The following is a 25,790-nucleotide window of genomic DNA, read 5'->3' as shown; positions in this document are numbered from 1 at the left end:
GGCATGACGCGATGACGTGGCAGTTCTGGATCGATCGTGGCGGTACGTTCACCGATATCGTCGCGCGCGCACCGGACGGCGCCATCGTCACCCGCAAGATGCTCTCCGAGAACCCGCGGTGCTATGGCGATGCGGCGATCGCCGGGATTCGCGCGGTGCTGGGCCTGGCGGCGGACGAGCCGATCCCGGCCGAGCGGATCGCCGTGGTCAAGATGGGCACGACGGTGGCAACCAACGCGCTGCTCGAACGCAAGGGCGAGAGGGTAGCCCTGGCGATCACCCGCGGCTTCGCCGACGCGCTGCGCATCGGCTATCAGAACCGCCCGAAGCTGTTCGCCCGCCAGATCGTCCTGCCGTCCATGCTCTACGAACGGGTAATCGAGATCGACGAGCGGGTGGACGCTGCCGGCCGCGTGCTGACGCCGCTGGACGCCGACGGCGCCCGCGCCGCCCTGATCGCGGCGCACGAGGCCGGCATCCGCTCCATCGCCATCGTGCTGATGCACGGCTACCGCTACACCCAGCACGAGGCGCGGCTGGCGGCGATGGCGCGCGCGCTCGGCTTCACCCAGGTCTCCACCAGCCATGAGACCAGCCCGCTGATGAAGCTGGTCTCGCGCGGCGATACCACCGTCGTCGATGCCTATCTCTCACCGATCCTGCGCCGCTACGTCGATGCCATCGCGGCGGAACTCGGCGAGGTCCCGCTGATGTTCATGCAATCGAACGGCGGACTGACCGACGCCCATCTGTTCCAGGGCCGGGATTCGATCCTCTCGGGACCCGCGGGCGGGGTTGTCGGCATGGCGCGCACGGCCGAGGCTGCCGGCTTTGCCAAGGTCATCGGCTTCGATATGGGCGGCACGTCGACCGATGTGACCCACTACGACGGCACCTTCGAGCGCAGCTTCGAAACCCAAGTGGCGGGCGTGCGCCTGCGCGCGCCGATGATGCACATCCACACGGTGGCGGCGGGGGGCGGCTCCATCCTGTCCTTCGACGGCACCCGCTTTCGCGTCGGCCCGCAATCCGCCGGCGCCGAGCCCGGGCCCGCCTGCTACGGCCACGGCGGGCCGCTCAGTGTCACCGACGCCAACGTCATGCTCGGGCGCATCCGTCCGGCTCACTTTCCCGCCGTCTTCGGCTCTACCGGCGATCAGCCGCTCGACGACGCAGTTGTCCGGCGCAAGTTCGCCGACCTCGCCGCGCGCATCGCCGCCGAAAGCGGTGCCGTGCGTACGCCCGAGGACATCGCCGAAGGGTTTCTCAAGATCGCGGTCGAAAACATGGCGAACGCGATCAAGCAGATCTCGGTGCAGCGCGGCTACGATATCACCCGCTACGTGTTGAACTGCTTCGGCGGCGCCGGCGGTCAGCATGCCTGCGCCATCGCCGATACGCTCGGCATGACCCGCGTGCTCATCCATCCGCTGGCCGGCGTGCTGTCCGCCTATGGCATGGGGCTCGCCGATGTCCGCGCATTGCGCGAAGGGGCGATCGAGGTCGAGCTAACCGCCGCGTGCATGCCTGAGCTGACCGCAAGGCTCGCCGCCCTCGCCGACGACGCCCGTGCCAAGGTCGCCCGCCAGGGCATCGCCACGGACGTGATCACCCTCGTACGCCAAGCGCATCTGCGCTATCAGGGCACGGATACGCCATTGCCGATCGCCTTCTCCACGGCGGCCGAGATGATCGCGGCGTTCGAGGCGCTGCACCACCAGCGCTTTGGGTTCACCATGGCCGGACGGCCGATCATCGTCGAGGCGCTGGCGGCCGAGGCGATCGGTGGTGGCGCAACCGGCCTCGATGCCGACGCACCGCCGCGTCCTGACCACCCGCCGGCACGACCGATCGAGCACGCTGGCGTCTGGTTTGCCCGCGGCTGGAAGAGGACGCCGATCTGGGATCGCGCCGCGCTCGCGCCGGGCGCGGTGATCGACGGTCCGGCAATCCTCGTCGAGACCAACGCGACGACGGTCCTCGAGCCGGGCTGGCGCGCCGAAGTGAACCGTCTCGGCCACCTGCTGCTCACCCGCGCCGCGCCGCGCCGGCCGGCCCACGCCATCGGCACCGCGGCCGATCCGGTGATGCTCGAGGTGTTCAACAATCTGTTCATGTCGATTGCCGAGCAGATGGGCGCGGTGCTCGCCAACACCGCGCAATCCGTCAACATCAAGGAGCGATTGGACTTTTCGTGCGCGGTGTTTGATGCCGCGGGCGGACTGGTCGCCAACGCGCCGCACCTGCCCGTGCATCTCGGCTCGATGGGCGAGAGCATCGAGACGGTAATCCGCGAGCGCGCCGGGACGATGGCCGCCGGCGACGTCTACATGCTCAACGCCCCCTACAACGGCGGCACCCATCTGCCGGACGTCACCGTCATCACCCCGGTCTTCGACGATGCTGGCGTCAAGATCCTGTTCTTCGTCGCATCGCGCGGCCATCACGCCGACATCGGCGGCATCACCCCCGGCTCGATGCCACCCGACAGCCGCACCGTCGACGAGGAAGGAGTGCTCATCGACGACTTCACCCTGATCGCGCAGGGTCGGTTCCGCGAGACCGAACTGCGTGCCCTGCTCGCCTCCGGACGCTACCCGGCGCGCAACCCAAACCAGAACCTCGCCGACTTCCGGGCGCAGGCCGCAGCCAACGAAAAGGGTGCCCAGGAGCTGCGGCGAATGGTGGCCGACTTCGGCCTCGACGTCGTTCACGCCTACATGCGCCACGTCCAGGAGAACGCCGAAGAGCAGGTCCGCCGGGTCATTGGCGTCCTCAGCGACGGCAGCTTCGCCAGCGAGATGGATGACGGCAGCATGATCCGCGTCGCCATCCGCATCGATTCCGCCGCCCGCTCGGCGTGCATTGACTTCACCGGCACCTCGGGCGAGCTGGCGAGCAACTTCAACGCCCCGCCAGCGGTCGCCAAGGCGGCGGTGCTCTACGTCTTCCGCACCCTGATCGACGATGACATCCCGCTCAACGCCGGTTGTCTCAAGCCGCTTACCATCGTCATCCCCGAAGGCTCGATGCTGCGGCCTCGCTATCCCGCTGCCGTCGTCGCCGGCAATGTCGAGACCTCGCAGGCGATCACCGACGCGCTCTACGGCGCCCTCGGCGTCCTTGCGAGCGCTCAGGGAACGATGAACAACTTCACGTTCGGCAACGATCGCCACCAGTATTACGAGACAATCTGCGGCGGCGCCGGCGCCGGCGCCGATTTCGACGGCGCGGACGCCGTGCACACGCACATGACCAACACCCGGCTCACCGATCCGGAAGTGCTCGAATGGCGCTTTCCCGTCCTGTTGCGCGAGTTCCGCATCCGTCACGGCTCGGGTGGCGACGGACGGCGGCGCGGCGGCTGTGGGGTGGTACGGCGAATCGCGTTTCTCGAGCCCATGACCGCGGCGATTCTCTCGGGTCATCGACGCGTCCCACCGTTCGGTCTCGCCGGCGGCTCGCCGGGCGCGACCGGACGGAACAGCATTGTCCGCGCCGATGGCCGGAGCGAGTGTCTTTCCGGCACCGATCGGGTGGAAATGCGCGTGAATGATCAGTTTATCATCGAAACGCCCGGTGGTGGCGGCTTCGGGGACACGTGATCCTTGCCGCGTCGACCAGCCTCATTTCCAAACGACGCCGACGCGCTTCAAAAGCAGCACCCCTCTCGCCTTCAAGGGATTGACAGCCAAGCGACTTTGACGCCCCATACCCATACGGGTAGAGTTCCCGCGGTCGGTCAGCAAAGACCGGCCCAGAAGGGGGCGCCTTGGGCCGATTTTTCGTCCTTGCTTTGTCGACAGTGGCATTCGCGTGCTTGCTCGGAGCCCCAGACCTGCGCGCGCAATCGCTGAACGGCGAACTCGAAGGCCTGCTCGTCTCACATCCCGAGATCCGCGCCGGTGAACGCTCGGCGCAGGCGGCGGACGAAGGCGTGCGTCGAGCATTTTCCGGATATCTGCCCAAGCTCGACATTTTCGGCGAATCCGGTCCGCAATACATCGACAGCCCGGTGCTGAAAAGCCAGGGTGGTGGCGCCTGGTCGACCATCGCCCAGGTCGCGGGCGCCCAACTCACCCAGAAGGTGTTCGACGGCTTCGCCACCCCCTCGCAGATCCGCTCGGCGCGCCTCAACCTCGAGGTGGCGGAATTCACCCTCGCCGGCACGGTCCAGGCGGTACTGTTCGAAGGGATCAGCGCCTACATCGAGGTGCTGCGCCAGAACCGGCTCGTCGACCTTGCCCGGGAGAGCGAGACCACGATCATGCATCAGCTCCGGCTCGAGGACGAACGAGTCCAACGAGGCTCGGGCATCGCCGTCGACGTCTTGCAGGCGAAGTCGCGGCTCCAGGTCGCCAAGGAGCGGCGCGTCGGCTTCGAAGGTGGACTCGCCGACGCGACCACGCGATATATCCAAGTCTTCGGCCACCCGCCGGAAATCGGCGCAATGACCGCGCCCCAGACGCCGACGGGTCTTCTGCCCGGCGATCTGGCTCAGACTCTGGAGCTGGCACGCCAGGAAAACCCGGCGATCGACTCGAGTCTCGCCAACGTCGCCATCGCTGACGAGAAAAAGCGCCTCGTGCGTTCGGAGTACTATCCGACCCTCGACATCGTCGCGCGCGCCGACCGCGAGAACGATAACGACCTGGTGCAGGGCACGCGCACCGACGCCTCGGTGGTCCTGAGCGCCCGGTGGAATCTGTTCAGCGGCTTCTCCACGGCGGCGGGGCTGAAACAGGCCGGCCTCGATTACAAAGTCGCACGCGAGAACCACGATTTGCTCGCCCGCAAACTCGACGAGGAAACCCGGCTGGCGTGGAACGATTGGGCAACGGCGCGCCGGCGGGTCGAACTGCTGGACAACGCGGTGGCCATCGCCTCCGAGGTCTTCGATGCCCGCCACAAGCTGCGGGAGGCCGGCCGGGAGACGGTGATCAACGTTCTCGATGCCGAAAACGAGGTCTATAACGCCCGCATCAGCCTGACCCAGGCCAGCGGCGACGAAACGCTATCCGCGTTCCGCCTCCTGCAGGCAGTTGGACGGCTGCGTCCCGAGGATCTGGGCCTTTCCCAACCTTGAGCCGGCCGCGGACCGCGTTCGGCTCCACGGCGCGGCGGCGCGACCTCAGTTTTCGCCTCCGCCCCAGATTTCATTCTCGCAGGTCGATTGCGAGGCGAATTCCATGCATCGTGCCATCTCCTTGCCCGTGCCGGCGAAGTCCGTCGAATCGAACTGCGGCGGCGGATCCGGCTGGAGCCCGCAGGCGGCGACCAGCACCGCCGGCAGGACACACAGGATCCGGCCGAGACTGTTTCTGGAAGCGCGCACTTGAGGCTCCTTTCATCGACGTTGATTAAGTCGATTTATATTATAGGGCTACTTCTTCGTTGCGTCTCCCTCTTGTGACGGATTGAACGCCAACGACGCCGAATTGATGCAATAGCGCTCGCCGGTCGGCTCCGGTCCGTCCGGGAACACGTGGCCGAGGTGGGCATTGCACCGGCTGCAGTGCACCTCCGTGCGCGTCATGAACATGCTCTTGTCGGTCTGGGTACCAAGCGCGCCGTCGACAACCGGCTGCCAGAAGCTCGGCCAGCCGGAGCCGCTGTCGTACTTGCTCTGCGATGAAAACAGTTCCTGTCCGCAGCACGCGCACAGATATGTTCCCGGGTCCTTGGTGTTCCAGTAGGCGCCGGTAAACGCCCGTTCGGTGCCATGACCACGGCAGACCCGATACTGTTCGGGCGTCAGCTTCGCCCTCCACTCCTCTTCGCTCATCTCGACCCGCCCGGACGTGTCCTTGCCGGCGATCGTACTGTCCATCACTGCCTCCTGGTGCCATGAGTGAATGCCATAACCGATCATGACGCGAACACCCATAGGTGAGCGCTATCATCGAATGACGTATTCGCTATTGGCACCCGGTCAAGCGATAAGCGAGACTGCGTTTCGTTCGCTCGACTAGGCCGCAGTCTTTCAACCGGCCCAGCCGTAGCCGATCCCACAAGGTAGCTGATCCCACACGGGAGTTGAACGCATGGACGCCCTGGATCCAATGGACAAAGGATACGCCCCTTATCACGATCCGTCCCTGCCGGACGTGGTCATGCCGGCGTGTCCGATCGAAAAGAAGCTCAAGGGACAAACGGCGCTGGTCACCGGTGCCAGTTCCGGTATCGGCAAGGGCATCGCCATCGGACTCGGCCACGCCGGCGCCAATGTCGTCGTTAACTACATCAATGGCGAGGACGAGGCGCAGGCCATCGTCGAGGAGGTTCAACGTTGCGGTGCGCGCGCCTGCGCGCACCGCGCCGACGTCTCCCGCGAAGACGACGTCGAGCGGATGTTCGAGACGATGCGCGAGGACTTCGGCACCGTCGACATCCTCGTCAACAACGCCGGGCTGCAGCAGGACGCGCCGTTCGAGGCGATGACTCTCGCCCAGTGGAACAAGGTGATTTCAGTCAACCTCACCGGCCAGTTTCTGTGTTCGCGTGCCGCGGTCCGCGAATTCAAGCGACGCGGCATCCGCCAGGACGTATCGTGCTCCGCTGGCAAGATCTTGTGCATCAGCTCGGTTCACGACGTCATTCCCTGGGCGGGGCACGTCAATTACGCGGCCTCGAAGGGCGGCGTTTCGCTGATGATGAAGAGCATTGCCCAGGAAGTTGCGCCCTTTCGCATTCGTGTCAACGCCATCTCGCCGGGCGCGATCCGCACACCGATCAACATGGAGGCGTGGAGCACGCCCGAGGCCTATGCCGAGCTGATGAAGCTGGTCCCCTACAAGCGCATCGGTGAGGTCGAAGATATCGCCCGCGCCGCCGTCTGGCTGGCCTCGGACGACAGCGATTACCTCACCGGCGCGACCATCTACGTCGATGGCGGCATGACCCTTTATCCCGGGTTCGAGACGGGAGGCTAGAAGATGAGCACGCGCAGCCTTCCTCTCGCGCTCCACGACTTGCGCGCGACTACCCGGCTGGCTGGGCTTGCGGTCGCCTCGCTCCTCGCCTCGGGAGCGTTGCTCGCAGGCGGTATTACCGCGGCAACTGCCGCCCATGCCGCGGTCGAGAAACTGGCTGCCGGGCCGCCAGCGGCGAAGGACAGCGATCGCCCCTCACCAGTAACGGGGGCGGACGGAGCGTCGGCGGAGAAAGGCGGTGAAGGCGTCAAACGCGACTCCCGCGCGGATACCAGCGGCCTTCCGGAGGGCCGGCAGCCCTGGTGGCCGAGCCGGTACGGCGCGGACGATCAGATCGGCACGCTCAACGAATTGACCCCCGAGCGCGTGCTCGCGGCGATGCAAATGGTCAAGACCGGCGAACGGACGAGCCTCGGGCGGATCATCGACGAGAACATTCCCGTCTTCCCCGGCCGCTGGTGGCGGCAATCTCTGGATATTACGCCTCATATAACCAACCTCAACCGGTCCGATACCTCCGGCCAGGGCTGGGGAAAGAACGAAATCAACTGGATCACCGAAATCCAGGCCGGCACCTTTCAGGTCGGCACCCAGATCGATTCTATCGGACACATCCAGACCGGAGATCGCTTCTACAACGGCTGGAAAATCGAGGACGTCGTCGAGAGCTGGGGGCTCAACCGTTTCGGGACCGAGTCGATCCCACCGGTGATCGGGCGCGGCGTCCTCGTCGACGCCGCTGCAGCCAAGGCGGTCACGCGGTTGGAAACCGGCTACGTCATCACCGTGTCCGATGTCGAGGCGGCGCTCGCCCGCGAGAAGGTCGCGATCGGACCGGGGGATATTGTCCTGTTCCATACCGGCTGGGGGGGCCTGTGGGGCGTCGATAATCCTCGCTTCCTGTCAGGCGAGCCGGGACCGGGTCTGGACCTAATCCGCTGGCTCTATGACCGTCATGTCGCCGCCGTCGGCACCGATAGCTGGAGCATTGGCCCGGTGCCGGGCGAAGACCCGGCACGGCCGTTTCTTGTGCCGCAGACAATGTATGTCGACATGGGCCTGTTCGGCTTCGAAAACCTCGCAACCGAAGAGCTCGCCCGGCGCAACATCTACGAATTCCTGTTCGTCAGCACGAACGCGCGTACGCGTGGCTCGACCGCCGCTTTCGTCGCCCCGGCCGCGCTGTTTTAGCTGCTGACATACGCACTTCACGCTTTGGTGCCCATGGATAAGATGCACGATTGACGCGGAATTTTGAGACAAAAAAGCGACATGATCGCGCACACCGTCACAGATCCGCCGCGAAGAGTCCGTGTATAAGGTCACCTGTTCATCGGCTGGTCGGCAGATGTCTGAGAGGGGACATGTCTCAAGTGCAGCCGTATCCAGTAGCAGGGCTGCCTCATGCTGTTAGACGCACGCACCATTCCTGAAGGCACTCTGATCGAGGCTGACCTGTGTATCATTGGAGCTGGTGCGGCGGGAATCACCATCGCTCGCGAATTTATCGGCCAGCCCTTGCGCGTCTGCGTACTTGAGAGCGGTGGCCTTCGCATGCAGCGAGAGGTGCAAAAGCTCTACGAGGGCGAGTGCGTCGGCCTGCCTTACGAGCTTGATACGACGCGAACCCGGTTTCTCGGCGGCAGTACCAATTGCTGGGGTGGATTCTCCCGGCCGTTCGAGGACTTTCACTTCGAACGACGTGAGTGGATCACCGACAGCGGTTGGCCTATCTGCGCTGACGACCTCGCTCCTTACTATCCGCGAGTCCACGACGTCTGCGGCATCGCCACGGACGGGTTCGATGCGGACCAGATCCTCCCCGCCATCGAGGGACACGACCTGCGGCCGCTGGCGTTGCCCAAGGACCGCCTGGTCACGCGGCTGTCACGCCTGAGCAAGGAACGCCGCTGCTTCGGAAAATCCTACCGGGAAGAGCTGAAGCAAGCACCCAACGTGTCCGTCTACCTGCACGCCAACGCCGTTGAACTGCTGGCGAACGAGGCCGCGAGCGCGGTGACGGGAGTGCGCGTCGGAACCCTCACCGGAAAGCGTTGGCGCATCGAGGCGCGCACGTTCGTCCTCGCCACCGGTGCGATCGAAAACGCCAGGCTGCTGCTCGCCTCCAATTCCACCGAGGCGTGCGGGCTCGGCAACCGGAACGATATGGTCGGGCGCTACTTCATGGAACATCCGCGCTCGGTCGTCGCCGAGGTTGAATTGCTGGCAGACGCCGAGCAGGCGATGCGCGCCTACCTTCCGCGCTACGCAATGCTGCGGCTGCCGGTCGCGGCGGAGATGAACATCGCCCCGTCGGTTCAGAACGAAGAGAGACTGCTCGATGCCGCCGCGTACCTCGAACTGGTTCTGCACGGTGAGGAAGCGGCAAGCACGACGGCGCTGAAGCAGATTTATTGGGACGTCTGGCGTGGCGCGCGGCCGCGCGAGCCGCTCAAGCAGATCGCCGCCATCCTGTCTTCACCGATCGATCTCGCCACTTTTGGCTGGGGCGTGTTTTCCTGCTCCGAGCGGTTCATTCGCTGCCGGCGCATCACCCTCATCGCCGAGCAGGCGCCGAACCCCGACAGCCGGGTGATGCTCTCCCACCTGCGCGATCGCCTCGGGATGAATCGCGTGCGTCTGGACTGGCGCCTGACCGAGCAGGATCACCGCTCAGTGCAGCGGACGGCAGAGATCGTTACCGGCGAGCTCGAACGCGCCGGGCTGCTCAAGGTGAAGACCTTGATGCCTGAGTGGGAGAGCGACGTGCTCGCGCCCAAGTGGAACTGGCATCATATGGGCACGACCCGCATGCACGAAGAGGCCCGGTGCGGCGTAGTCGATCGCGATTGCAAGGTCCACGGCATCGACAATCTCTACATCGCCGGCAGCTCAGTGTTTCCCACCGCGGGCAATCATACGCCGACATTCACCATCCTCGCGCTGGCGCTGCGGATCACCGATCGTATCCGCAGCCGGATGAAGCTTCCACCGCTCCGCCTCGTCCATCAGCGCGAACGCGTCCCCGCCGACTTCGAATTCGGCAACGCGGCGGCAGCGCGCTCGTATGCCGCTCGCACTCCCCTGAGTAAGGGCGCGATGCGCGGGGTCTGACCGCCGGGAGAGGGCGCGCGCCAAGAACGCCACTCAGCGGCAGTCCGTCTTTTCAGCCCGTCGCGCTCGCGCATCACAATGGCGCTTCATAGCGGCGCATCACAGCGACTCACGGCCGTTTAACCCGCCGGCGATCAGGTCAACTGCGCCAGGCGAGCGCCAAGGCGCAGTCCCCAGGCGTAGATCGTCAACGCCGGGTTAACCCGCGACGCGCGCGGCAGTACGCTGCCATCACCGACCCACAGTCCCTGCATGCCGTGAACCCGCCCGTTGGCATCGACGACGCTCGCCAGTGGATCGCTGCCGGTTACCAGGGTTCCGAGGGCGTGCGCCGTTCCGGCCATGCCGACATAACGGTCGACGCCAATCAGACCCGCGCGCGCAAGCCGAACCATGAAGGCGCGAACCAAGCGGCGGTGCTCCTTGTCCGCGGGTTTCAGCCGTCTGAGGTCATAGTTCATCACCGGCAAGCCGCCGGCACCGCCGGAAAGAATGCGGTTATCGCGATCCGATCCATCCTCGGTGGTGACGAAAAAGCCGATGGCCCGCTCGCCGACGGCCTTAGTGACGAACTTCGGCACCGCCGCCGGGAGCTGCGTTGCGAGAATCTCGCCGTCGATCCAGCCGAGGCACTGGACGGTCGAATGGGCGAACGCCTCGTTGAAGAAAATCGCCGTCTTCCGCAGCACGTCGTGGTCGCGAAATGCGCCGAATCCCAGCAGCGCGCTGTTGATATGAAACTTGAAATTGCAGCCGACGAGCGGCGCGCACGGCAGCGCCGCGTCGAGCCCGGTCTCGGCGAGGTAGTCTTGCAAAATGCGGGGTGCCGACATCGCCCCCGCCGCGAGCACGACCTCCTTTGCGGCGAAAGCCGTCCCGTCGGCGCAGACGACGCCGGTGACGATCGCCGGATCGTGCGGTGCGTGCTGCAGCGAGACCACCTGCTTGCCGGCGAGCAGTGAAAAGCCAGGGGCGTCGCGAACGGGATCGATCAGGTTCCATTCCGCGTCCGACTTATAACCGCAGGCGGACGCGTAGCCGTCGAAGTGTTTAGCCTCCTGCTCGTCGCCGAGAATCTCGCGCTTTAGGCCCAGTGGCAACGCCTCTACCCGCCACGCGGGATCGGTATTGGTGATGCGGTCGATCAGCGCCTGCAGCTCCGGCTCGTTGTCGAAGTGGTTGACCGACATCAACCGTTCCGCCTCGTCGTACCACGGCTCGAGCTCCTCGTAGCCGAACGGCCAGCCGAGGCACTGGTGCGCTGCGTCCGCCTCGAACTCATGCGGAGAAAAACGCAGCAGCGCCGCGCCATACCACTTGGTCTTGCCGCCGACGTTATAGAACTCGCCCGGCACGAACTGCTTGTTATAGCCGTCGACCCACATTTGCATGTTCTTGAATCGACCCTCGCGGAAAACCTGCTTGACGTCGAGGGTGGAGCCGTCGCGCGGCAGCGACTGCCCTTTCTCCAGCACGAGGACGCGCTTGCCTGCACGCGCCAGCTTGAATGCGACCGCGGCGCCCCCTGCCCCCGATCCGATGACGATCACGTCGTAGTCGTGTCCGGATTGCTCGCCCATCGTCCTTCGCTCCTGTTTTATCGCACCGGTCTCACGTCGTGTTTATCCTCTCTCATCGTTTGAATGAGAACTATTGTCTGGGCATGAAGTCGATAGGCGCGCACGGAAGCAGGCACACGGGCTTTCCCGGGCAACGATGCGCGCCCGCTATCGTGACGATCGCGGGCCGGTATTTCCGCGCGTGGCGCCGGCAGGTGAGAATGCGATACGTCATCGTCGGGGGAGACGATACGAACCGTAGCCGAGGGAGCATGGACCGATGATCGGCAAGAGCTTGTTGAACGCCGAGCGGCAACGTCTTGAGAACCAGCGTGACGGTCGGGAGAATTGGCGTCTGTGGGGGCCTTACCTCTCGGAGCGTGCCTGGGGAACCGTCCGCGAAGACTATAGCGCCGACGGCAGTGCCTGGGACGCGGTACCGCACGATCACGCCCGTTCACGCGCGTTTCGCTGGAACGAGGACGGGCTTGCCGGCATCAGCGACGAAAACCAGGTCCTCTGCCTTGCCCTGGCGCTGTGGAACGGCCGCGATCCCTTCTTGAAAGAACGCGCCTTCGGCCTTACCGGCTCGCAAGGCAACCGCGGCGAGGACGTCAAGGAATACTACTTCTATCTCGATGCCACCCCGAGCCATAGCTGGCTGCGCTACCTCTATAAGTACCCACAGGCGGCGTTTCCCTATGAACGCCTGATCGAGGAGAACCGGTGCCGCTCACGCGACGAGCCGCCGTTCGACCTGCTCGATTCCGGCGTGTTCGACGACGGCCGCTACTTCGACGTCGAGGTGATCTACGCCAAGGCGACGCCGAGCGAAATTCACCTGCGTGTGCTTGCCCACAATCGTGGCCGCGAGCTGGCGGCGCTACACTTGCTACCCACCCTCTGGTTCCGCAACACCTGGTCGTGGGATCAGTCGGCAGCGCCGGTGTTACGTGCCGAGACCGCGCCCCTGGGCGCGGCCTGGACGGTGCGCGCGGAGCACCCGACGCTTGGACGCTACTGGCTCTACGGGCGACAGCCCGCCACCCAGTTGTTCACCCACAACGATACCAACACCGAGCGGCTGTGGGGACAGGCCAACGCCGGCCCATACGTCAAGGACGCGTTTCATCGCCGCCTCGTCGACGGTGATGTCAGTGCCGTCAACCTCCAGCAGCAGGGCAGCAAGTTCGCCGCCTGGCATGCGCTCGAGATCGGCGGCGGCCAGACGGCGCACCTTGATCTGGTGTTGTCCGCCGACGCGCTATCGACGCCGTTCGCCAACACCAGCACCGTGTTCTCCAGACGGAGCGCGGAAGCCGATGCGTTCTATCGCGAGTTGCTGCCCGAGGCTTCGCCGGATGATCACCGGGTGATGCGCCAGGCGCTGGCGGGCATGGTCTGGTGCAAGCAGTTCTTCCATTACGATGTCGCGCGCTGGCTCGATGGCGATCTGTTGCCGCCGCCGGACGGCCGCAGGCACGGCAGAAACCGCCAATGGACGCACCTGCGAGCGGCCGACGTCATCTCGATGCCGGATAGCTGGGAATATCCTTGGTTTGCCGCGTGGGACCTGGCGTTCCACACCGGCGCCCTCGCGCTCATCGACGTCGATTTCGCCAAGGATCAGATCGAGCTCGTCCTGCGAGAGACGTACCTGCATCCGAACGGCCAGATCCCCGCCTACGAATGGAACTTCTCCGACGTCAATCCGCCGGTGCACGCGATGGGAGCGCTTAAAGTCTTTCGCGCCGAACGGGTTCAGCGCGGGCAGGCCGATCTCGGTTTCCTCAAGCGTGTCTTCCACAAGCTGCTGCTCAATTACGCCTGGTGGATCAACCGCAAGGACGTGGACGGACAAAACATCTTCGAAGGCGGATTCCTCGGCCTCGACAACATCTCGGTGATCGACCGCTCACAGCCGCTGCCGCCGGGCTACAGCTTGAAGCAAGCGGACGCCACCGGCTGGATGGCAATGTTCGCGCTCAACATGACAGTGATGGCGCTGGAACTCGCGACGGTCGATCCGAACTACGAGGATATCGCCATCCAGACCTACGAGCAGTTCTTCGCCATCGCCAGCACCATCGGCGGGCATACCGGCACCGGCGTGTCCTTGTGGGACCCGGAGGCGGGTTTTTTCAAGGACCTGGTCTCCACACCCGACGGACGCCATCACCGCATCGACGTCTACTCGATGGTGGGCCTCATCCCGTTGTTCGCCACCGAGGTCATCGACCGGCGGCTTCTAGCCGGCGTTCCCCGCTTTCGCGACCAGTTACGCGCCCATGTGGCCGGCGTGTTCCACGGCCACTATGTCTGCGCCTGCCCGGAGTGGGAGAATGAACGCGGTGAGCACCTGCTCTCGATCGTCGATCACCAGATGCTGGGCCCGATCCTCTCCCGCCTGCTCGACGAAACCCAGTTTCTCTCGCCTTTCGGCGTGCGCAGCGTCAGCCGCGTGCACGCGGAGCACCGTGACCTCGGGCAATTGCCGGGGATCGGCGCAGCGATGATCGAATACGTGCCGGGCGAATCCAACTCGTCGCTTTTCGGTGGAAACTCGAACTGGCGCGGGCCGATCTGGCTGCCGGTCAACTACCTGCTGATCCAATCGATTGAACGGTTTCACCGCTTCCTCGGCGATTCCTACCGCTTCACCGTCCCTTGCCGAAACAACGCAGAAATGACCCTGGGCGAAATCGCCAATCTCATTGCCGAGCGTGTTGTCGATCTCTACCGCCACGCCCCCGGCGACGGCATTCCGGCGCTGCAAGGGCGGGCGCCGTTCAAGGACGATCCGAACTGGGCGGATCTGCTGCTGTTTTTCGAATATTTCCACGCCGATACCGGCCAGGGACTGGGCGCGTCGCACCAGACCGGCTGGACCGGGTTGCTCGCCAATCTGGTGATGCGCCGCTACCGCCGCGACATTCCCGAATTTTGGAGTCGCCATTTGGCGAGGGACCAGGCCGCTGAATAGGAAGCGGGATCATGACCACCTCCTCGCCCCGCCTCCGGCCGCGCCGGCCGCTTTCGCAACCGATCACTTTGGCTCCGATCGCTCCTCGTCCGGCGTGTCCCGCGCCATATCCTCGTCGTCGAACAGGATGCGATGGGCGGCACCGTCGAGATCGTCGAACTGTCCGGACTTCAGCGCCCACAAAAATGCCGCGAGACCAAGGCCGCCGAGGGCAAGCGCCATGGGGATGAGCCAGATCAGAACGTCCACGCGCCACCTCGCCTTTACCGACCGCCGCTCAACTCACGGACGCGGTTGAGCCTGAGCGCGTTGATGATGACCAGGATCGAGGACGTCGACATGAACACCGCCGCCAACAGGGGCGTCACATATCCCGCCATCGCCAGCGGCACCGCCAACGCATTATAAACGAACGACAGCACCAGATTCTGTTTGACCAGCGTTCTGGCACGGCGGGCGACGGCGAGCGCGTGTGCCACCGGCGCGAGCTTGGCGCCCTGAAAAACGAGATCGGCCGCCATCTGGCTGATGTCGATCGCCGAGGACGGCGACATCGAAGCGTGCGCCGCGGCCAGGGCCGGCGCGTCGTTGAGCCCATCGCCGACCATCAACGTCCGCTGACCGCTCGATGCCATCGCTGAAAGGCGTGCGACTTTCTCGTCCGGCTTGAGAGCCGCCGCCCAATCGGCGATGCCGACGCGCTCCGCCATCGCGGCAACCGCCTCGCGTCGGTCACCCGACAGAAGCGCCACACGCGCCCCGCGCTGGCGCAAACCCGCGATCACCTCTGCCGCGTCGGCGCGCAGCGGATCGACAAAGGCGAAGCGGACAGGTGCTCGCCCGGGCCGTACCAGCCATAGTTCGGCCCGCGCATCGCCGATCGGCTCGGCTGGCGCGTCGGTTTGGGCCGTAAGGCCGCAGAAGGCACGGCTGCCGAGCCGCACATGGCCCTCGGCGGTAACGCGCTCGAGGCCTCGGCCGGCAACCTCGCACACGCCGCCCGCAACCGTAACCGCGCGGCCGGACTGTTCGTGCGCGCGTACCAGCGCGCGGGCGAGCGGATGGCGGCTGGCGGCGGCGAGCCCCGCGGCCTCGGCCAACGTTGCCCGGTCATGCCCCCCGTCGGCGATGAGAACGGGCCGGCCTTCGGTGAGCGTTCCGGTCTTGTCGAAGACGACCTGATCGACCTCGGCCAGCCGCTCGAGGGCCGTGGGTGACTTCAGCAGAATGCCAGCGCGCAGCAGCCGCCCGCTCGCCACCACCTGAACCGCCGGGACGGCAAGACCAAGCGCGCAGGGACAGGTGATGATCAGCACGGCGATGGCGTTCATCAGCGCCGCCTGCCATGCGGCGCCGAGGCCACCCCACCACAGCAGAAACGTCGCCGCGGCGGCGGCATGCACCACCGGCGCATAAAGACGGGCGATGCGATCGGCAAGAACGATATATCGCCCCCGCTGCTGCTCGGCCACCTCCACCTCGCGGGCGATCGCGGAGAGCAGCGTGCTCTCGCCCACCGCGACGACGGCGAGGGTCAGCGGCGCCGCCTGATTGAGCGTACCGGCGAAGACCTGCGCGCCTGGACCTACGGGTTTCGGCATGCTCTCGCCATCGATCAGGCTGGTATCAAGCGTGCTCTCGCCGGCGATAACGTGGCCGTCGACGGCGATCCGCTCGCCTGCCGCCACCAGCACCCGCATACCGGGACGCACCCGCGCCGGTGGCAGGACGCGGCGTGCGCCATCTTCCTCAAGGATCGTCACCGCGCTCGCCGCGAGCGACAAAAGGTGTGTCGCGGCGGAGCGGGCCCGGCCACGGGCCCGGCGATCGAGGTAACGGCCGATCAAAAGGAAAAAGAGCAGGCTGACGGCGGCGTCGAAGTACGCGTGCTCCGCACCCACCGCCGTCTCGTGCAGGCTCATCGCCGCGGCGAGGAGCACGCCCAGCGAGATCGGCACGTCCATGGTCACGCCTCGCGCCCGGAGCGCAGCCCAGGCCGCCGTGAAGAACGGCCGCCCGGCGTAGGCGATCGCCGGCAGGGCGACGAGCGCCGACATCCAGTGCAGGAACGTGCGCGTCGCCGGTCCCATGCCCTCGGACGCTCCCGCCCAGATCGATACCGATAGCAGCATGACGTTACCGGTTGCGAACCCGGCAACGGCCAGCGCCCGCAGCAAGGTCTTTTCCTCGCGCTCACCGCTTTGCGCGAGGCAGGCGGGATCCCAGGGAACGAGCCGGTAGCCCAGACGCTCGACGGCGCCGACAAACTGCTCGGGAGTGGTTTCGCCCACCCGCCAGCGGACGCGCATCCGTCGGGTGGTCATGTTGATGCGCGCGTCGACGATCCCCGGCTGACGGGTCAGAACGCTCTCAATCAGCCACACACACGCCGCGCAGTGCAATCCTTCGACGATCAGGGTGATCGACGCAACCCCGGCGCCCGTCTCGTCGACAAAGGCGTCATAGACCACGGGTGGAGCGTCGATTTCGGGACGCAGCGGGCGTTGGGTCGGATCGATCGTCCGCCGGCGGTAGTAAGCCTCGAGGCCAAGTCCGCGGACGATGGCGTAAGCCGCCTCGCATCCGGAACAGCAAAACGGCGTGCCGGGCAAAACGGCGGCACCACAGTGCCGGCACAGCGTTTCTTCGACGTGGGCCCCCGCCCCGGCGGGAGCCGCGCCGGCTGCGCACCCGGCACTGACCGCCATCGCCTCACCGTCGGCGGAATCGGCAAGACGCCGCCGCAATGCGGCAATCACGGAATGACGATCCGCCGCGTCGCCTGAAAGGTTTCATTGCCACGCCGAGCCAAGATGCGCGCATCCCACTGGCCCGGCAGCGGCGCGATAAACCGGGCACCGTAAACGCCGCCGCCGCGCTCGTCGAACGGCAGGGGATCATCGATCCCTCGCCGAGCGGCCGGACGAAGTCGACCTTGACCTCGAGTTCACGCAGTGCCTGCCCGTCCCGGTCGACGAAGGCAATGCTCACGTCACCACCGTGAACGCCGGCCTCAGGTGACGGAGTAAAGTGGAGATCGAGGTGCCATCCTCGGGCGTCCTGCGCCCGAGCGGCGGCGATGGTCTGGTTGTACTCAATCCCCTTGCGATAGGCGTCCTCGGTTTCGAGACCGGGAAAGGTGCCAATCGCCAGCGTCATCATCACCGCGTTGACGGCGATGACGATCACGAGCCCGCCGACGAAGATCCACGGATACCACCAGCCAGGAACGCGCGCGCGAGCCATCGCCTCAGCTCCCCGCGCCAGTGAAAAACGATGGCGAATTGCCAGGTTGCGGCCCGGCCGGTCCATTGAAGATCGCTGGATGGGCGATCGATTCGCGCGTATCGAGGTCGATCAGATAAAATGTGAAATCGGTGCTCTTGCCGGTCAGGCTCTCGGGCGGCGACTTGACGAAAAGCCGGAAAGTGCCGATGTCATCGGGCGCGACCTTCAGTTCGACGTATGGCCCCGCCTCGGCATGCTTGCCAAGCACACTGATTTCGCCCCCGACCAAGCCGTCGGTCGCCAGCAGATACTGCTTTTGCTCGCGCCGCATGTTGAGGATCTTGAACGTATAGCCATTGCGGATCGAGCCGTCGGACAGGCGAACGAACAGTGGCTGGCGATCCTGGATGATGTTGACGTCGAGCCGCGAGCGTGTCGTCAACGCAAAGGTCATGATCCCGGCGACGATACAGATCACCACGAGGTATGCGATGGTGCGCGGCCGGATCAGGCGGATCCGGGTCTTCTCGCCCTTCGAGCGGGCGATCTGGTTGTTGATCGAATCGTAGGTGATCAGCTCGCCGGGGAGGCCGTAGCGCGGCATGATCGAATTGCACGCGTCGATGCACAGCCCGCAGCCGATACACGCCATCTGCTGGCCCTGGCGGATGTCGACGCCGGTTGGGCAGACCTGCCAGCACATGCCGCAATCAACACAATGACCGCGGCCCTCGAACGACTGGTCCTTGCGCGCGCCGCCGCGCGGCTCGCCCCGCCATTCCTCATAGGTGACGATGAGCGAGTCCTCGTCGAACATCGCGCCCTGGAAGCGCGGCCACGGACACATATAGATGCACACCTGCTCGCGCGCCCAGCCGGCAAGCAGGTAGGTGGTACCGGTGAACAGGGCGATGAACCCATAGGTTCCGCTGCCCGCTTCTCCGGTGAAGACGTCGTGAACGAGGGTTGGCGCGTCGTTGAAATACATGATCCACGCGCCGCCCGTCGCCACCGCGATGAGGAGCCAGGCGCCGTGCTTGGCGATCTTCTTGAACACCTTCTCGGAGGTAAGTGGCCCCTTGTCGAGGCGCATGCGGGCGTTGCGGTCGCCTTCGATCTTGCGCTCCACCCACATGAACAGATCGGTCCACACCGTCTGCGGGCAGGTAAAGCCGCACCACACCCGCCCCGCCCACGCCGTCATCAGGAACAGCCCGACGGCACCCAGGATCAGCAGGCCGGTGAGGTAATAGACTTCCTGGGGCCAGATCTCGATCCAGAAGAAATACGCGCGCCGGCCGGGCATGTCGATCAGCACCGCCTGGTCAGGAGCACCCGGCCCGCGATCCCAGCGGATCCAGGGGACGATGTAGTAGATGCCGAGCAGGACTCCAACCACCCACCACTTGACCCGGCGCCAGTAGCCCCGCACCGAGCGGGAGTAAACACGGACACGATCGGCGAAGAGCGGTGCCGCTTTCGACGACTCGCTCGCCGCTGCGCGGAGACTCTCATCCATCGTGGAGTCTCGCTCGACCGGAGCATTTTGATCCGTCGAATTGGCTACGGCGGTCTGTGCGTTCGCCATCGCTGTCAGCATCCCGTTCCTAGACCGGCGCCCAGATCACCGATCGGCATCGTGGCGCGTCAATGACAAAAGGGGGAGTGGAGGCAACCGATTGCCCCTACTCCCCCGCTACGCCCTGGGTGACTCCTAGCATATTAGAGTCACGTTATATACTCAACGCCCATATCTTCCTTGGTGGTCCGGCGCCGAAATCACCCGCCGGACCCGGACGCGCCGCGTTCGGGTCCGGCGGGCGAAATCAAACCGGCCAACCCGTACTCAGCAGCGCTCTGGCCACCTTATTGCCCACCTCCCAACGAGTGCACATAGACGGCTGCCTGCTTGATCTCGACATCGGACAGGCGGCCCTGCCACGATGGCATGACGCCCTGGTGTGGCTTAGTGACCTGGTTGATGATCGCTTGCTTGGTATTGCCGTAGAGCCAGATGCGGTCGGTGAGGTTAGGTGCGCCGACGGACTGATCGCCGGTGCCGAGTTCGCCATGGCAGGCAACGCAGTTATCGGCGAAGACGGCCGCGCCCTCGGCGTTATCAGGACCCTGTCCGGAAATCGCCAACACGTGATCGGCGACGGCGGCAATCTGCGCCGAAGTGAGAATTCCGTCTGCTCCAAACGCCGGCATCTGCGAGAAGCGCGCATTGGAGTCCGTCGTATTGCGGATGCCGTGGGTGATCGTCGTATCGATGTCGTCGAGCGTTCCGCCCCACAGCCAGTCGTCGTCGACCAGCGCGGGATAGCCACCGGGACGGCCCGTCGCTCCCGTGCCGTGACATGGTGCGCAGTTGTTGCCGAAGATTACCTTGCCACCGGCCGTGGCGATCTCCAGCAGCTGCGGATCATCATTGATCTGCTGCAGCGAGGCGGCCGCGATCTTGTCGACCCAGACCGACCGGCTCTGCTCGAATGCAGCCATCCCCTGCTTGAATTCGGCACGCGTCGAGTAGCCGAGAACCCCCTTGACGTAACCGTGGAACCAGGGCCAGGAGGGATAAAAAACGCTGTACACCATAGCATAGGCAATACAGACGTAGAATACGTACAACCACCACTTCGGTAGTGGATTGTTAAGCTCTTTGATACCGTCCCATTCGTGGCCGGTCGTTTCAATTCCCGTCAAGGCATCGACGTCTTTATTTGCCATGTTTTTATCCTCCGTTCTCATCTTTGAACGGGATTTGAGCATCGTCTTCGAATCGCTTTTTGTTCTTCGGTCGATAGGCCCACCAGATGATGGCGGCGAACAGTATCAACAGCCAGACCAACCACAGCGACCCGAGGGTTCGCATGACACCGGAAACATCCAAGACACGCGCTCCGTTAGCGGAAATCAGTTTCAGGATGATAGTCCTTGAAGTCGACGAGGGTGCCCAGCATCTGGAGGTAGGCGACAACGGCGTCCATTTCGGTCACCCGCGACGGATCTCCATCGAAATCGCCGACGACCGCTTTCGGGTAGCGCTTCAGCAACCCGTCGGTATCACCGCTCTCGCCATTGGCTTGTGCTGCGAGATCCTTTTTGGCGTCCGCGATTTCCTCGTCGGTGTAGGGCACGCCGACAATACGCAGGGTCTTCATATGCTCGGCGACGTCGTCGAATTTCAGCTCCTTGTGGGCAAGGAAGCCGTACGTGGGCATGACCGATTCCGGCACGACGCTGCGCGGGTCGGTGAGATGCGCGACGTGCCAGTCGTTCGAATACTTCCCGCCGACACGGGCGAGATCGGGCCCGGTGCGCTTGGAACCCCACTGGAACGGATGGTCATACATGCTTTCCGCGGCGAGGCTGTAGTGGCCGTAGCGCTCCGCCTCGTCACGGAACGGCCGGATCATCTGGCTGTGGCACAGGTAACAGCCCTCGCGCACGTAGATGTTGCGGCCAGCGAGTTCGAGTGGCGAATAGGGCCGCATCCCCTCCGCCTTTTCGATGGTCTGCTCCATGGTGAACAGCGGTACGAGCTGGACGAGGCCGCCAATCGACACGGTGATCAGCACGCCGACGATCAGCAGAAAGACGTTTTTCTCGAAGGGCGCATGACTGAGCTGCATTGGATCGCTCTTCTTATCGGGTTATCGGGCGGTACGAACAGCGACGGGAATTGGTTGCACGAACGCCGCCTCCGTCCGCAGGTCTCCGCGAATGGTTTTCCAGATGTTGAACGCCATGATCAGACCGCCCACGAGGAACAACGTGCCTCCGGTCGCCCGGATCACATAGTACGGATGCATCGCCTGCACCGTCTCGATGAACGAGTACTGCAGGAAGCCGAGCTGATCGTAGGCCCGCCACATCAGCCCCTGCATGATGCCCGAGATCCACATCGAGGTGATGTAGAGCACGATGCCGATGGTGGCGATCCAGAAGTGATAGGTCACCAGACGCAGGCTGTAGAGCCGTTCGCGCTTCCACAACTGCGGCACGAGGTAATAGATCGCACCGAAGCTGATGAACGCGACCCAGCCGAGCGCGCCGGAGTGAACGTGGCCGATCGTCCAGTCGGTGAAGTGGCTGAGCGAGTTGACGGCCTTGATCGACATCATCGGCCCTTCGAAGGTGCTCATGCCGTAGAAGGCAACGGACACCACCATGAAACGCAGAATTGGATCGGTGCGCAGCTTATCCCACGCCCCCGACAAGGTCATGATGCCATTGATCATTCCACCCCATGACGGCATCCACAGCATCACCGAGAAGATCATGCCGAGCGTCTGTGTCCAATCGGGCAGCGCCGTGTAGTGCAGGTGGTGCGGACCGGCCCAAATATAGAGGAAGATCAGCGTCCAGAAGTGGACGATCGACAGCCGGTAGGAATAGACCGGCCGCTGCGCCTGCTTCGGAATGAAGTAATACATGATGCCGAGGAAACCGGCGGTGAGGAAGAAGCCGACGGCGTTATGCCCATACCACCACTGCGTCATCGCATCCTGGACGCCGCTCCATACGATGTAGCTCTTCGTGCCGAAGATCGACACCGGCACCGCCGCATTGTTGACGAGGTGCAACATGGCGATGGTGATGATGAAGGCGAGATAGAACCAGTTGGCGACGTAGATGTGCGGTTCCTGCCGCTTGGCCAGCGTACCGACAAAGCAGACAAGATAAGAAACCCAGACAACGGTCAGCCACGCGTCGACGTACCACTCGGGCTCCGCGTATTCCTTGCTCTGGGTAATGCCGAGCACGTAGCCCGACGCCGCCAGAACAATGAACAACTGGTAGCCCCAGAAGATGAAGTTGCCGAGCGCCGAGCCGCCGAACAACCGTGCCCGGCATGTCCGCTGCACACAGTAAAATGATGTGCCGATGAGCGCGTTGCCGCCGAAAGCGAAGATCACCGCCGACGTATGAACCGGGCGCAGGCGGCCGAACGTCGTCCATTCGAGGCCAAGGTTGAGCGCCGGAAACGCCAATTCCCAAGCGATGTAGACGCCAGCAAGAAAGCCGACGACGCCCCAGAACATCGTCGCGATGGCAAATTTCTTAATAACCTCTTCTTCATACTGAACCGGCGCCCGGTGCGCCCCGGCCGCAAGAGTGGCTACGCTCATTACCTTCTCCCGTAGGATGCGCTGGCGGCGGATCGGCAGTCCTATCGGCCAGCCTCGGCCATACGTTGCAGCCGATGATCAAGTGTTGTCGAGATATTTGCAGAATTGGAAAGGAAAAAACCGAATAAGACTCATCCACGCTCTACCAATGGGCGTGAGGCGGAAACGACGCCCACGCAGCCACTTACGCCGAAGCTAACCCATTCATTAGCGTTTGCGCATGCTAAAAGTCGGTCTCGCAAAAGTCAACGCCCGAGCGAGTTTAGCCTTATACAACAACCGGTCGGCGCGCCTGAAGCGAGAAACGAGCAGAGTCATTGCCTTGATTTCCGGTTTCTCGGCCGCGAATGCGAATCGTTGTCACCGACACAGCCTTGCTCATTCCTCAACCGATGTATTGCTTTGCCCGCTACGCAATTCGCCGCACCAACGCTGTCGCGCGTGCTTCCGTTTCGTTCTCGCATCCTGAGCACGTGCGACCAAGTCATCCGCAAAGTGCCCGGTCGCTGTCGGCCGGCGATGATTGTCGTTACACCAATGCTGACGGTAGACTAACAGTAACGATAGACCGGCAATGCGGCACACGGGCCGCATTGCCTCAAGCGACGCTGAAGCGGCCATACGGCCATAAGAAAGCAAAGCATCGCGAACCGGGAAGGGGACTGCATGGCGAGCGAGGAGAAGCGCCGATGGCCGAGATCCGTTCGCAAGGCAACCACCGTTGCGCGCATCAGCGCCGCCTTCGCCGTCTTAGTCCTCGCCGGATGCCCTCAGTCGAGCGTGCCGCCGCCATCGGCCCCTCTCCTGGACGACGCGACGGGCGGCGCGCCGCCGGCCAGTGACGCGCACGGCGGGAAGGATCCAAGGAGGTCGATGCCCGTCGACGTCGGGCTGGATCGCACGGCGCCGCGATTCTCCGGCGGTCTCGTCGCCGCGTCCACAGCCGAGGCGGCAGCGGCCGCGGGTGAGGTTCTCGCACGCGGCGGGAATGCCGTCGACGCGGCTGCCGTCGCCCAGTTCGTGTTGAACGTTGTCGAGCCCCAGTCGTCCGGCATCGGCGGCGGCGGTTTCATGCTCGTCTACCATGCCCCCGCCGGCCTGACCGCCGGCAGCGTCGACGACAGCGGGCGCTCCGATTCTGAGGCCGATCTCGTTGTCGTCGACGCACGCGAACGCGCACCGGCGGCGGCGACGCCAGATATGTTTCTCGATGCCGACGGCGCGCCGCTTCCGTTCGCCGTCGCCTCGACCGGCGGTGCCGCCGTCGGTGTGCCGGGAACGCTGCGCGGCATCGAGATGGCGCTCGGGCGCTGGGGATCGATCAGCCTTGCTGAAGCGCTGGCGCCAGCGATCGCCGCAGCGGAGGCAGGCATTACTGTCAGTCCACGCCTCGCCGAGAGCATCGCCGAAGGCCTGGCACCTGGTGGCCGCCTCGCCAACGAGGCCGGTGATCCAGCCTATGGCGCGGCGCGCGCCGTCTTCGCGCCCAATGGCCGGCCCGCTGCCGCCGGTGAGACACTCCGCCAGCCGGATCTTGCCCGAACCTTGCGGCTGATCGCAGTGGACGGCACGGACGCATTCTACGACTGCCGACACCCGGCGGGGATCGCACGAGCGATCGTCGCGGCACAGACCGCGTCGCGCCGCAGCACTGGCAGTGGAACCGGCACTGGCGCCGGCGTCGCAAAGGTTGGTCGTGGGCGGATGACCTGCGCCGATCTCGCCGCGTATCGTGCCATCCGGCGCGCCCCGGTCGAAGCGGAGTACCGGGGGCTCATTGTCGCCTCAACACCGCCGCCCTCCTCGGGCGGTCTCACGCTGATCCAGATGCTGACAATGCTGGAGCGCTTTCCCATCGGCGACGCAAACGCCGGCTTCGGATTCGGCAGCGCTCCCACGCTCGACGTCATGCAGCAGGCGATGCGGCTGGCGTATGCCGACCGCGATATGTGGATCGGCGATCCCGATCTGGTTGCCGGCCTGCCGTTTCAGGGCCTGATCAATCGCGACTATCTGCAGCGGCGCACGGCGACCTGTCCCGACGGGAATGTGCGAGAGCACACCTATTGTATCGCTCCGGGTGTGCCACTACCCGATGCCAGACCCGGCGATCCCCGCGTGTACGAGCCCGCGAGTACCGTTTCACCGCCAGGACCGATCGCTCCAGCCACTTCGCCAAAAGAGGGCCTCAATACGACGCATCTGACGGTCATCGATCGCTGGGGGACGATCGTCAGTTATACGTCCTCGATCGAGGCGTCGTTCGGCAGCGGACTGATGGTCCCGGGATTCGGCTTCCTGCTTAACAACGAGATGACCGACTTCAATCTTCGCCCGCAGCGCACGGCTCGCCCCGCCGAAGCCGGCTACGATCCAGGCGCAAACGACATCGCGCCGTTCAAACGCCCACGCTCCAGCATGGCGCCGACGATGCTGTTCGCTCACACGCCTGGGGGTATCCGCCCCGTCGCGGCGTTTGGAACGCCCGGCGGTCCGACGATTATCAACACCCTGCTCGCCGTAACCCTCAACCTGATCGATTACCGCCTCACGCTCGCCGATGCTATTGCCCGCCCGCGCCTTTCGCTCTCACACCCTGCGGACGGCAGCGTTACGCAGATCGAAAAGGGTTTCGCTTTGGATGTCCTCGATCGACTGCGCGCCGAAGGCTACCGCTTCGAGTCTGCCCGCCTTGGCGCGGTGCAGGCCATCGTCATCGACCCCGTCAGCGGCGAGGCGCAAGGGATAGCCGATGCCCGCCGCAACGGCACGGTGGTCGGCCTTCCGTAAGCGTGCCCGCGCACTCCCCCCCAGGCGGCCCGCGGACGACGATCACCGT

18 protein-coding genes are annotated in these 25,790 nt (G+C 64.7%); 7 read left to right on the top strand and 11 right to left on the bottom strand.

Features of this window, described 5'->3' with window-relative positions; translation table 11 throughout:
• Positions 1-11 precede the first annotated feature (11 nt).
• Positions 12-3,605, top strand: coding sequence for a hydantoinase B/oxoprolinase family protein (locus tag IPK66_16200; GenBank protein ID MBK8176733.1), 3,594 nt, complete (start codon positions 12-14; stop codon positions 3,603-3,605).
• Between the two features lie 215 nt (positions 3,606-3,820).
• The gene (locus IPK66_16195) at positions 3,821-5,086 is read left to right on the top strand and encodes a TolC family outer membrane protein (GenBank protein MBK8176732.1); all 1,266 of its coding nucleotides are present in this window, start codon (positions 3,821-3,823) and stop codon (positions 5,084-5,086) included.
• 45 nt (positions 5,087-5,131) lie between these two features.
• Here the strand turns inward: IPK66_16195 and IPK66_16190 are convergent, their stop codons facing one another.
• Together IPK66_16190 and msrB are read right to left on the bottom strand one after the other, a co-directional pair.
• Positions 5,132-5,335, bottom strand: coding sequence for a hypothetical protein (locus IPK66_16190; GenBank protein MBK8176731.1), 204 nt, complete (start codon positions 5,333-5,335; stop codon positions 5,132-5,134).
• Positions 5,336-5,383: 48 nt separating this feature from the next.
• On the bottom strand, positions 5,384-5,830 hold the full coding sequence (gene msrB / locus IPK66_16185) for a peptide-methionine (R)-S-oxide reductase MsrB (protein MBK8176730.1): 447 nt from the start codon (positions 5,828-5,830) through the stop codon (positions 5,384-5,386).
• A 232-nt stretch (positions 5,831-6,062) separates the two neighbouring features.
• Here msrB and IPK66_16180 point away from each other — a divergent pair, with 232 nt between their 5' ends.
• From IPK66_16180 to IPK66_16170, 3 genes are all read left to right on the top strand, one after another.
• Positions 6,063-6,932: an SDR family oxidoreductase gene (locus tag IPK66_16180; GenBank protein MBK8176729.1), complete on the top strand. Its 870-nt coding sequence runs from the start codon at positions 6,063-6,065 to the stop codon at positions 6,930-6,932.
• Between the two features lie 3 nt (positions 6,933-6,935).
• Positions 6,936-8,123, top strand: a complete 1,188-nt coding sequence (locus tag IPK66_16175; protein MBK8176728.1) for a cyclase family protein — start codon at positions 6,936-6,938, stop codon at positions 8,121-8,123.
• A gap of 213 nt (positions 8,124-8,336) precedes the next feature.
• The gene (locus IPK66_16170) at positions 8,337-10,046 is read left to right on the top strand and encodes a GMC family oxidoreductase (protein MBK8176727.1); all 1,710 of its coding nucleotides are present in this window, start codon (positions 8,337-8,339) and stop codon (positions 10,044-10,046) included.
• 134 nt (positions 10,047-10,180) lie between these two features.
• Here IPK66_16170 and IPK66_16165 read toward each other — a convergent pair whose 3' ends face one another.
• Positions 10,181-11,626, bottom strand: a complete 1,446-nt coding sequence (locus tag IPK66_16165; protein ID MBK8176726.1) for a GMC family oxidoreductase — start codon at positions 11,624-11,626, stop codon at positions 10,181-10,183.
• Between the two features lie 259 nt (positions 11,627-11,885).
• Between IPK66_16165 and IPK66_16160 the strand changes: the two genes are divergently transcribed.
• On the top strand, positions 11,886-14,588 hold the full coding sequence (locus IPK66_16160) for a glucosidase (GenBank protein MBK8176725.1): 2,703 nt from the start codon (positions 11,886-11,888) through the stop codon (positions 14,586-14,588).
• Positions 14,589-14,651: 63 nt separating this feature from the next.
• On the opposite strand, the gene ccoS is transcribed toward IPK66_16160, so the two are convergent.
• The 8 genes from ccoS to ccoN form a co-directional block, all read right to left on the bottom strand.
• Positions 14,652-14,837, bottom strand: coding sequence for a cbb3-type cytochrome oxidase assembly protein CcoS (gene ccoS, locus IPK66_16155; GenBank protein ID MBK8176724.1), 186 nt, complete (start codon positions 14,835-14,837; stop codon positions 14,652-14,654).
• A gap of 14 nt (positions 14,838-14,851) precedes the next feature.
• Positions 14,852-17,296, bottom strand: a complete 2,445-nt coding sequence (locus IPK66_16150; protein MBK8176723.1) for a heavy metal translocating P-type ATPase metal-binding domain-containing protein — start codon at positions 17,294-17,296, stop codon at positions 14,852-14,854.
• A gap of 4 nt (positions 17,297-17,300) precedes the next feature.
• Positions 17,301-17,834, bottom strand: a complete 534-nt coding sequence (locus IPK66_16145; GenBank protein MBK8176722.1) for a FixH family protein — start codon at positions 17,832-17,834, stop codon at positions 17,301-17,303.
• 4 nt (positions 17,835-17,838) lie between these two features.
• Complete coding sequence (gene ccoG, locus IPK66_16140; GenBank protein ID MBK8176721.1) at positions 17,839-19,335, bottom strand: cytochrome c oxidase accessory protein CcoG; 1,497 nt, start codon at positions 19,333-19,335, stop codon at positions 17,839-17,841.
• A gap of 347 nt (positions 19,336-19,682) precedes the next feature.
• Positions 19,683-20,546, bottom strand: coding sequence for a cytochrome-c oxidase, cbb3-type subunit III (gene ccoP, locus IPK66_16135; GenBank protein MBK8176720.1), 864 nt, complete (start codon positions 20,544-20,546; stop codon positions 19,683-19,685).
• Between the two features lie 4 nt (positions 20,547-20,550).
• The gene (locus tag IPK66_16130) at positions 20,551-20,691 is read right to left on the bottom strand and encodes a cbb3-type cytochrome c oxidase subunit 3 (GenBank protein MBK8176719.1); all 141 of its coding nucleotides are present in this window, start codon (positions 20,689-20,691) and stop codon (positions 20,551-20,553) included.
• A 31-nt stretch (positions 20,692-20,722) separates the two neighbouring features.
• Positions 20,723-21,451, bottom strand: a complete 729-nt coding sequence (gene ccoO, locus IPK66_16125) for a cytochrome-c oxidase, cbb3-type subunit II (protein ID MBK8176718.1) — start codon at positions 21,449-21,451, stop codon at positions 20,723-20,725.
• Positions 21,452-21,472: 21 nt separating this feature from the next.
• Positions 21,473-22,951: a cytochrome-c oxidase, cbb3-type subunit I gene (ccoN, locus tag IPK66_16120; protein ID MBK8176717.1), complete on the bottom strand. Its 1,479-nt coding sequence runs from the start codon at positions 22,949-22,951 to the stop codon at positions 21,473-21,475.
• A gap of 873 nt (positions 22,952-23,824) precedes the next feature.
• Between ccoN and ggt the strand changes: the two genes are divergently transcribed.
• Positions 23,825-25,741 carry a gamma-glutamyltransferase gene (gene ggt, locus IPK66_16115; protein ID MBK8176716.1) on the top strand — a complete coding sequence of 639 codons (1,917 nt, stop codon included), beginning with the start codon at positions 23,825-23,827 and terminating at the stop codon, positions 25,739-25,741.
• The last annotated feature ends 49 nt before the right edge of the window (positions 25,742-25,790 follow it).

The organism is Rhodospirillales bacterium, assembly GCA_016712595.1.
GTDB lineage: Bacteria > Pseudomonadota > Alphaproteobacteria > Rhodospirillales > Defluviicoccaceae > Defluviicoccus.
Note: the sequence above shows the minus strand (reverse complement) of the source record. Positions and strands in the feature narration are given on the sequence as shown.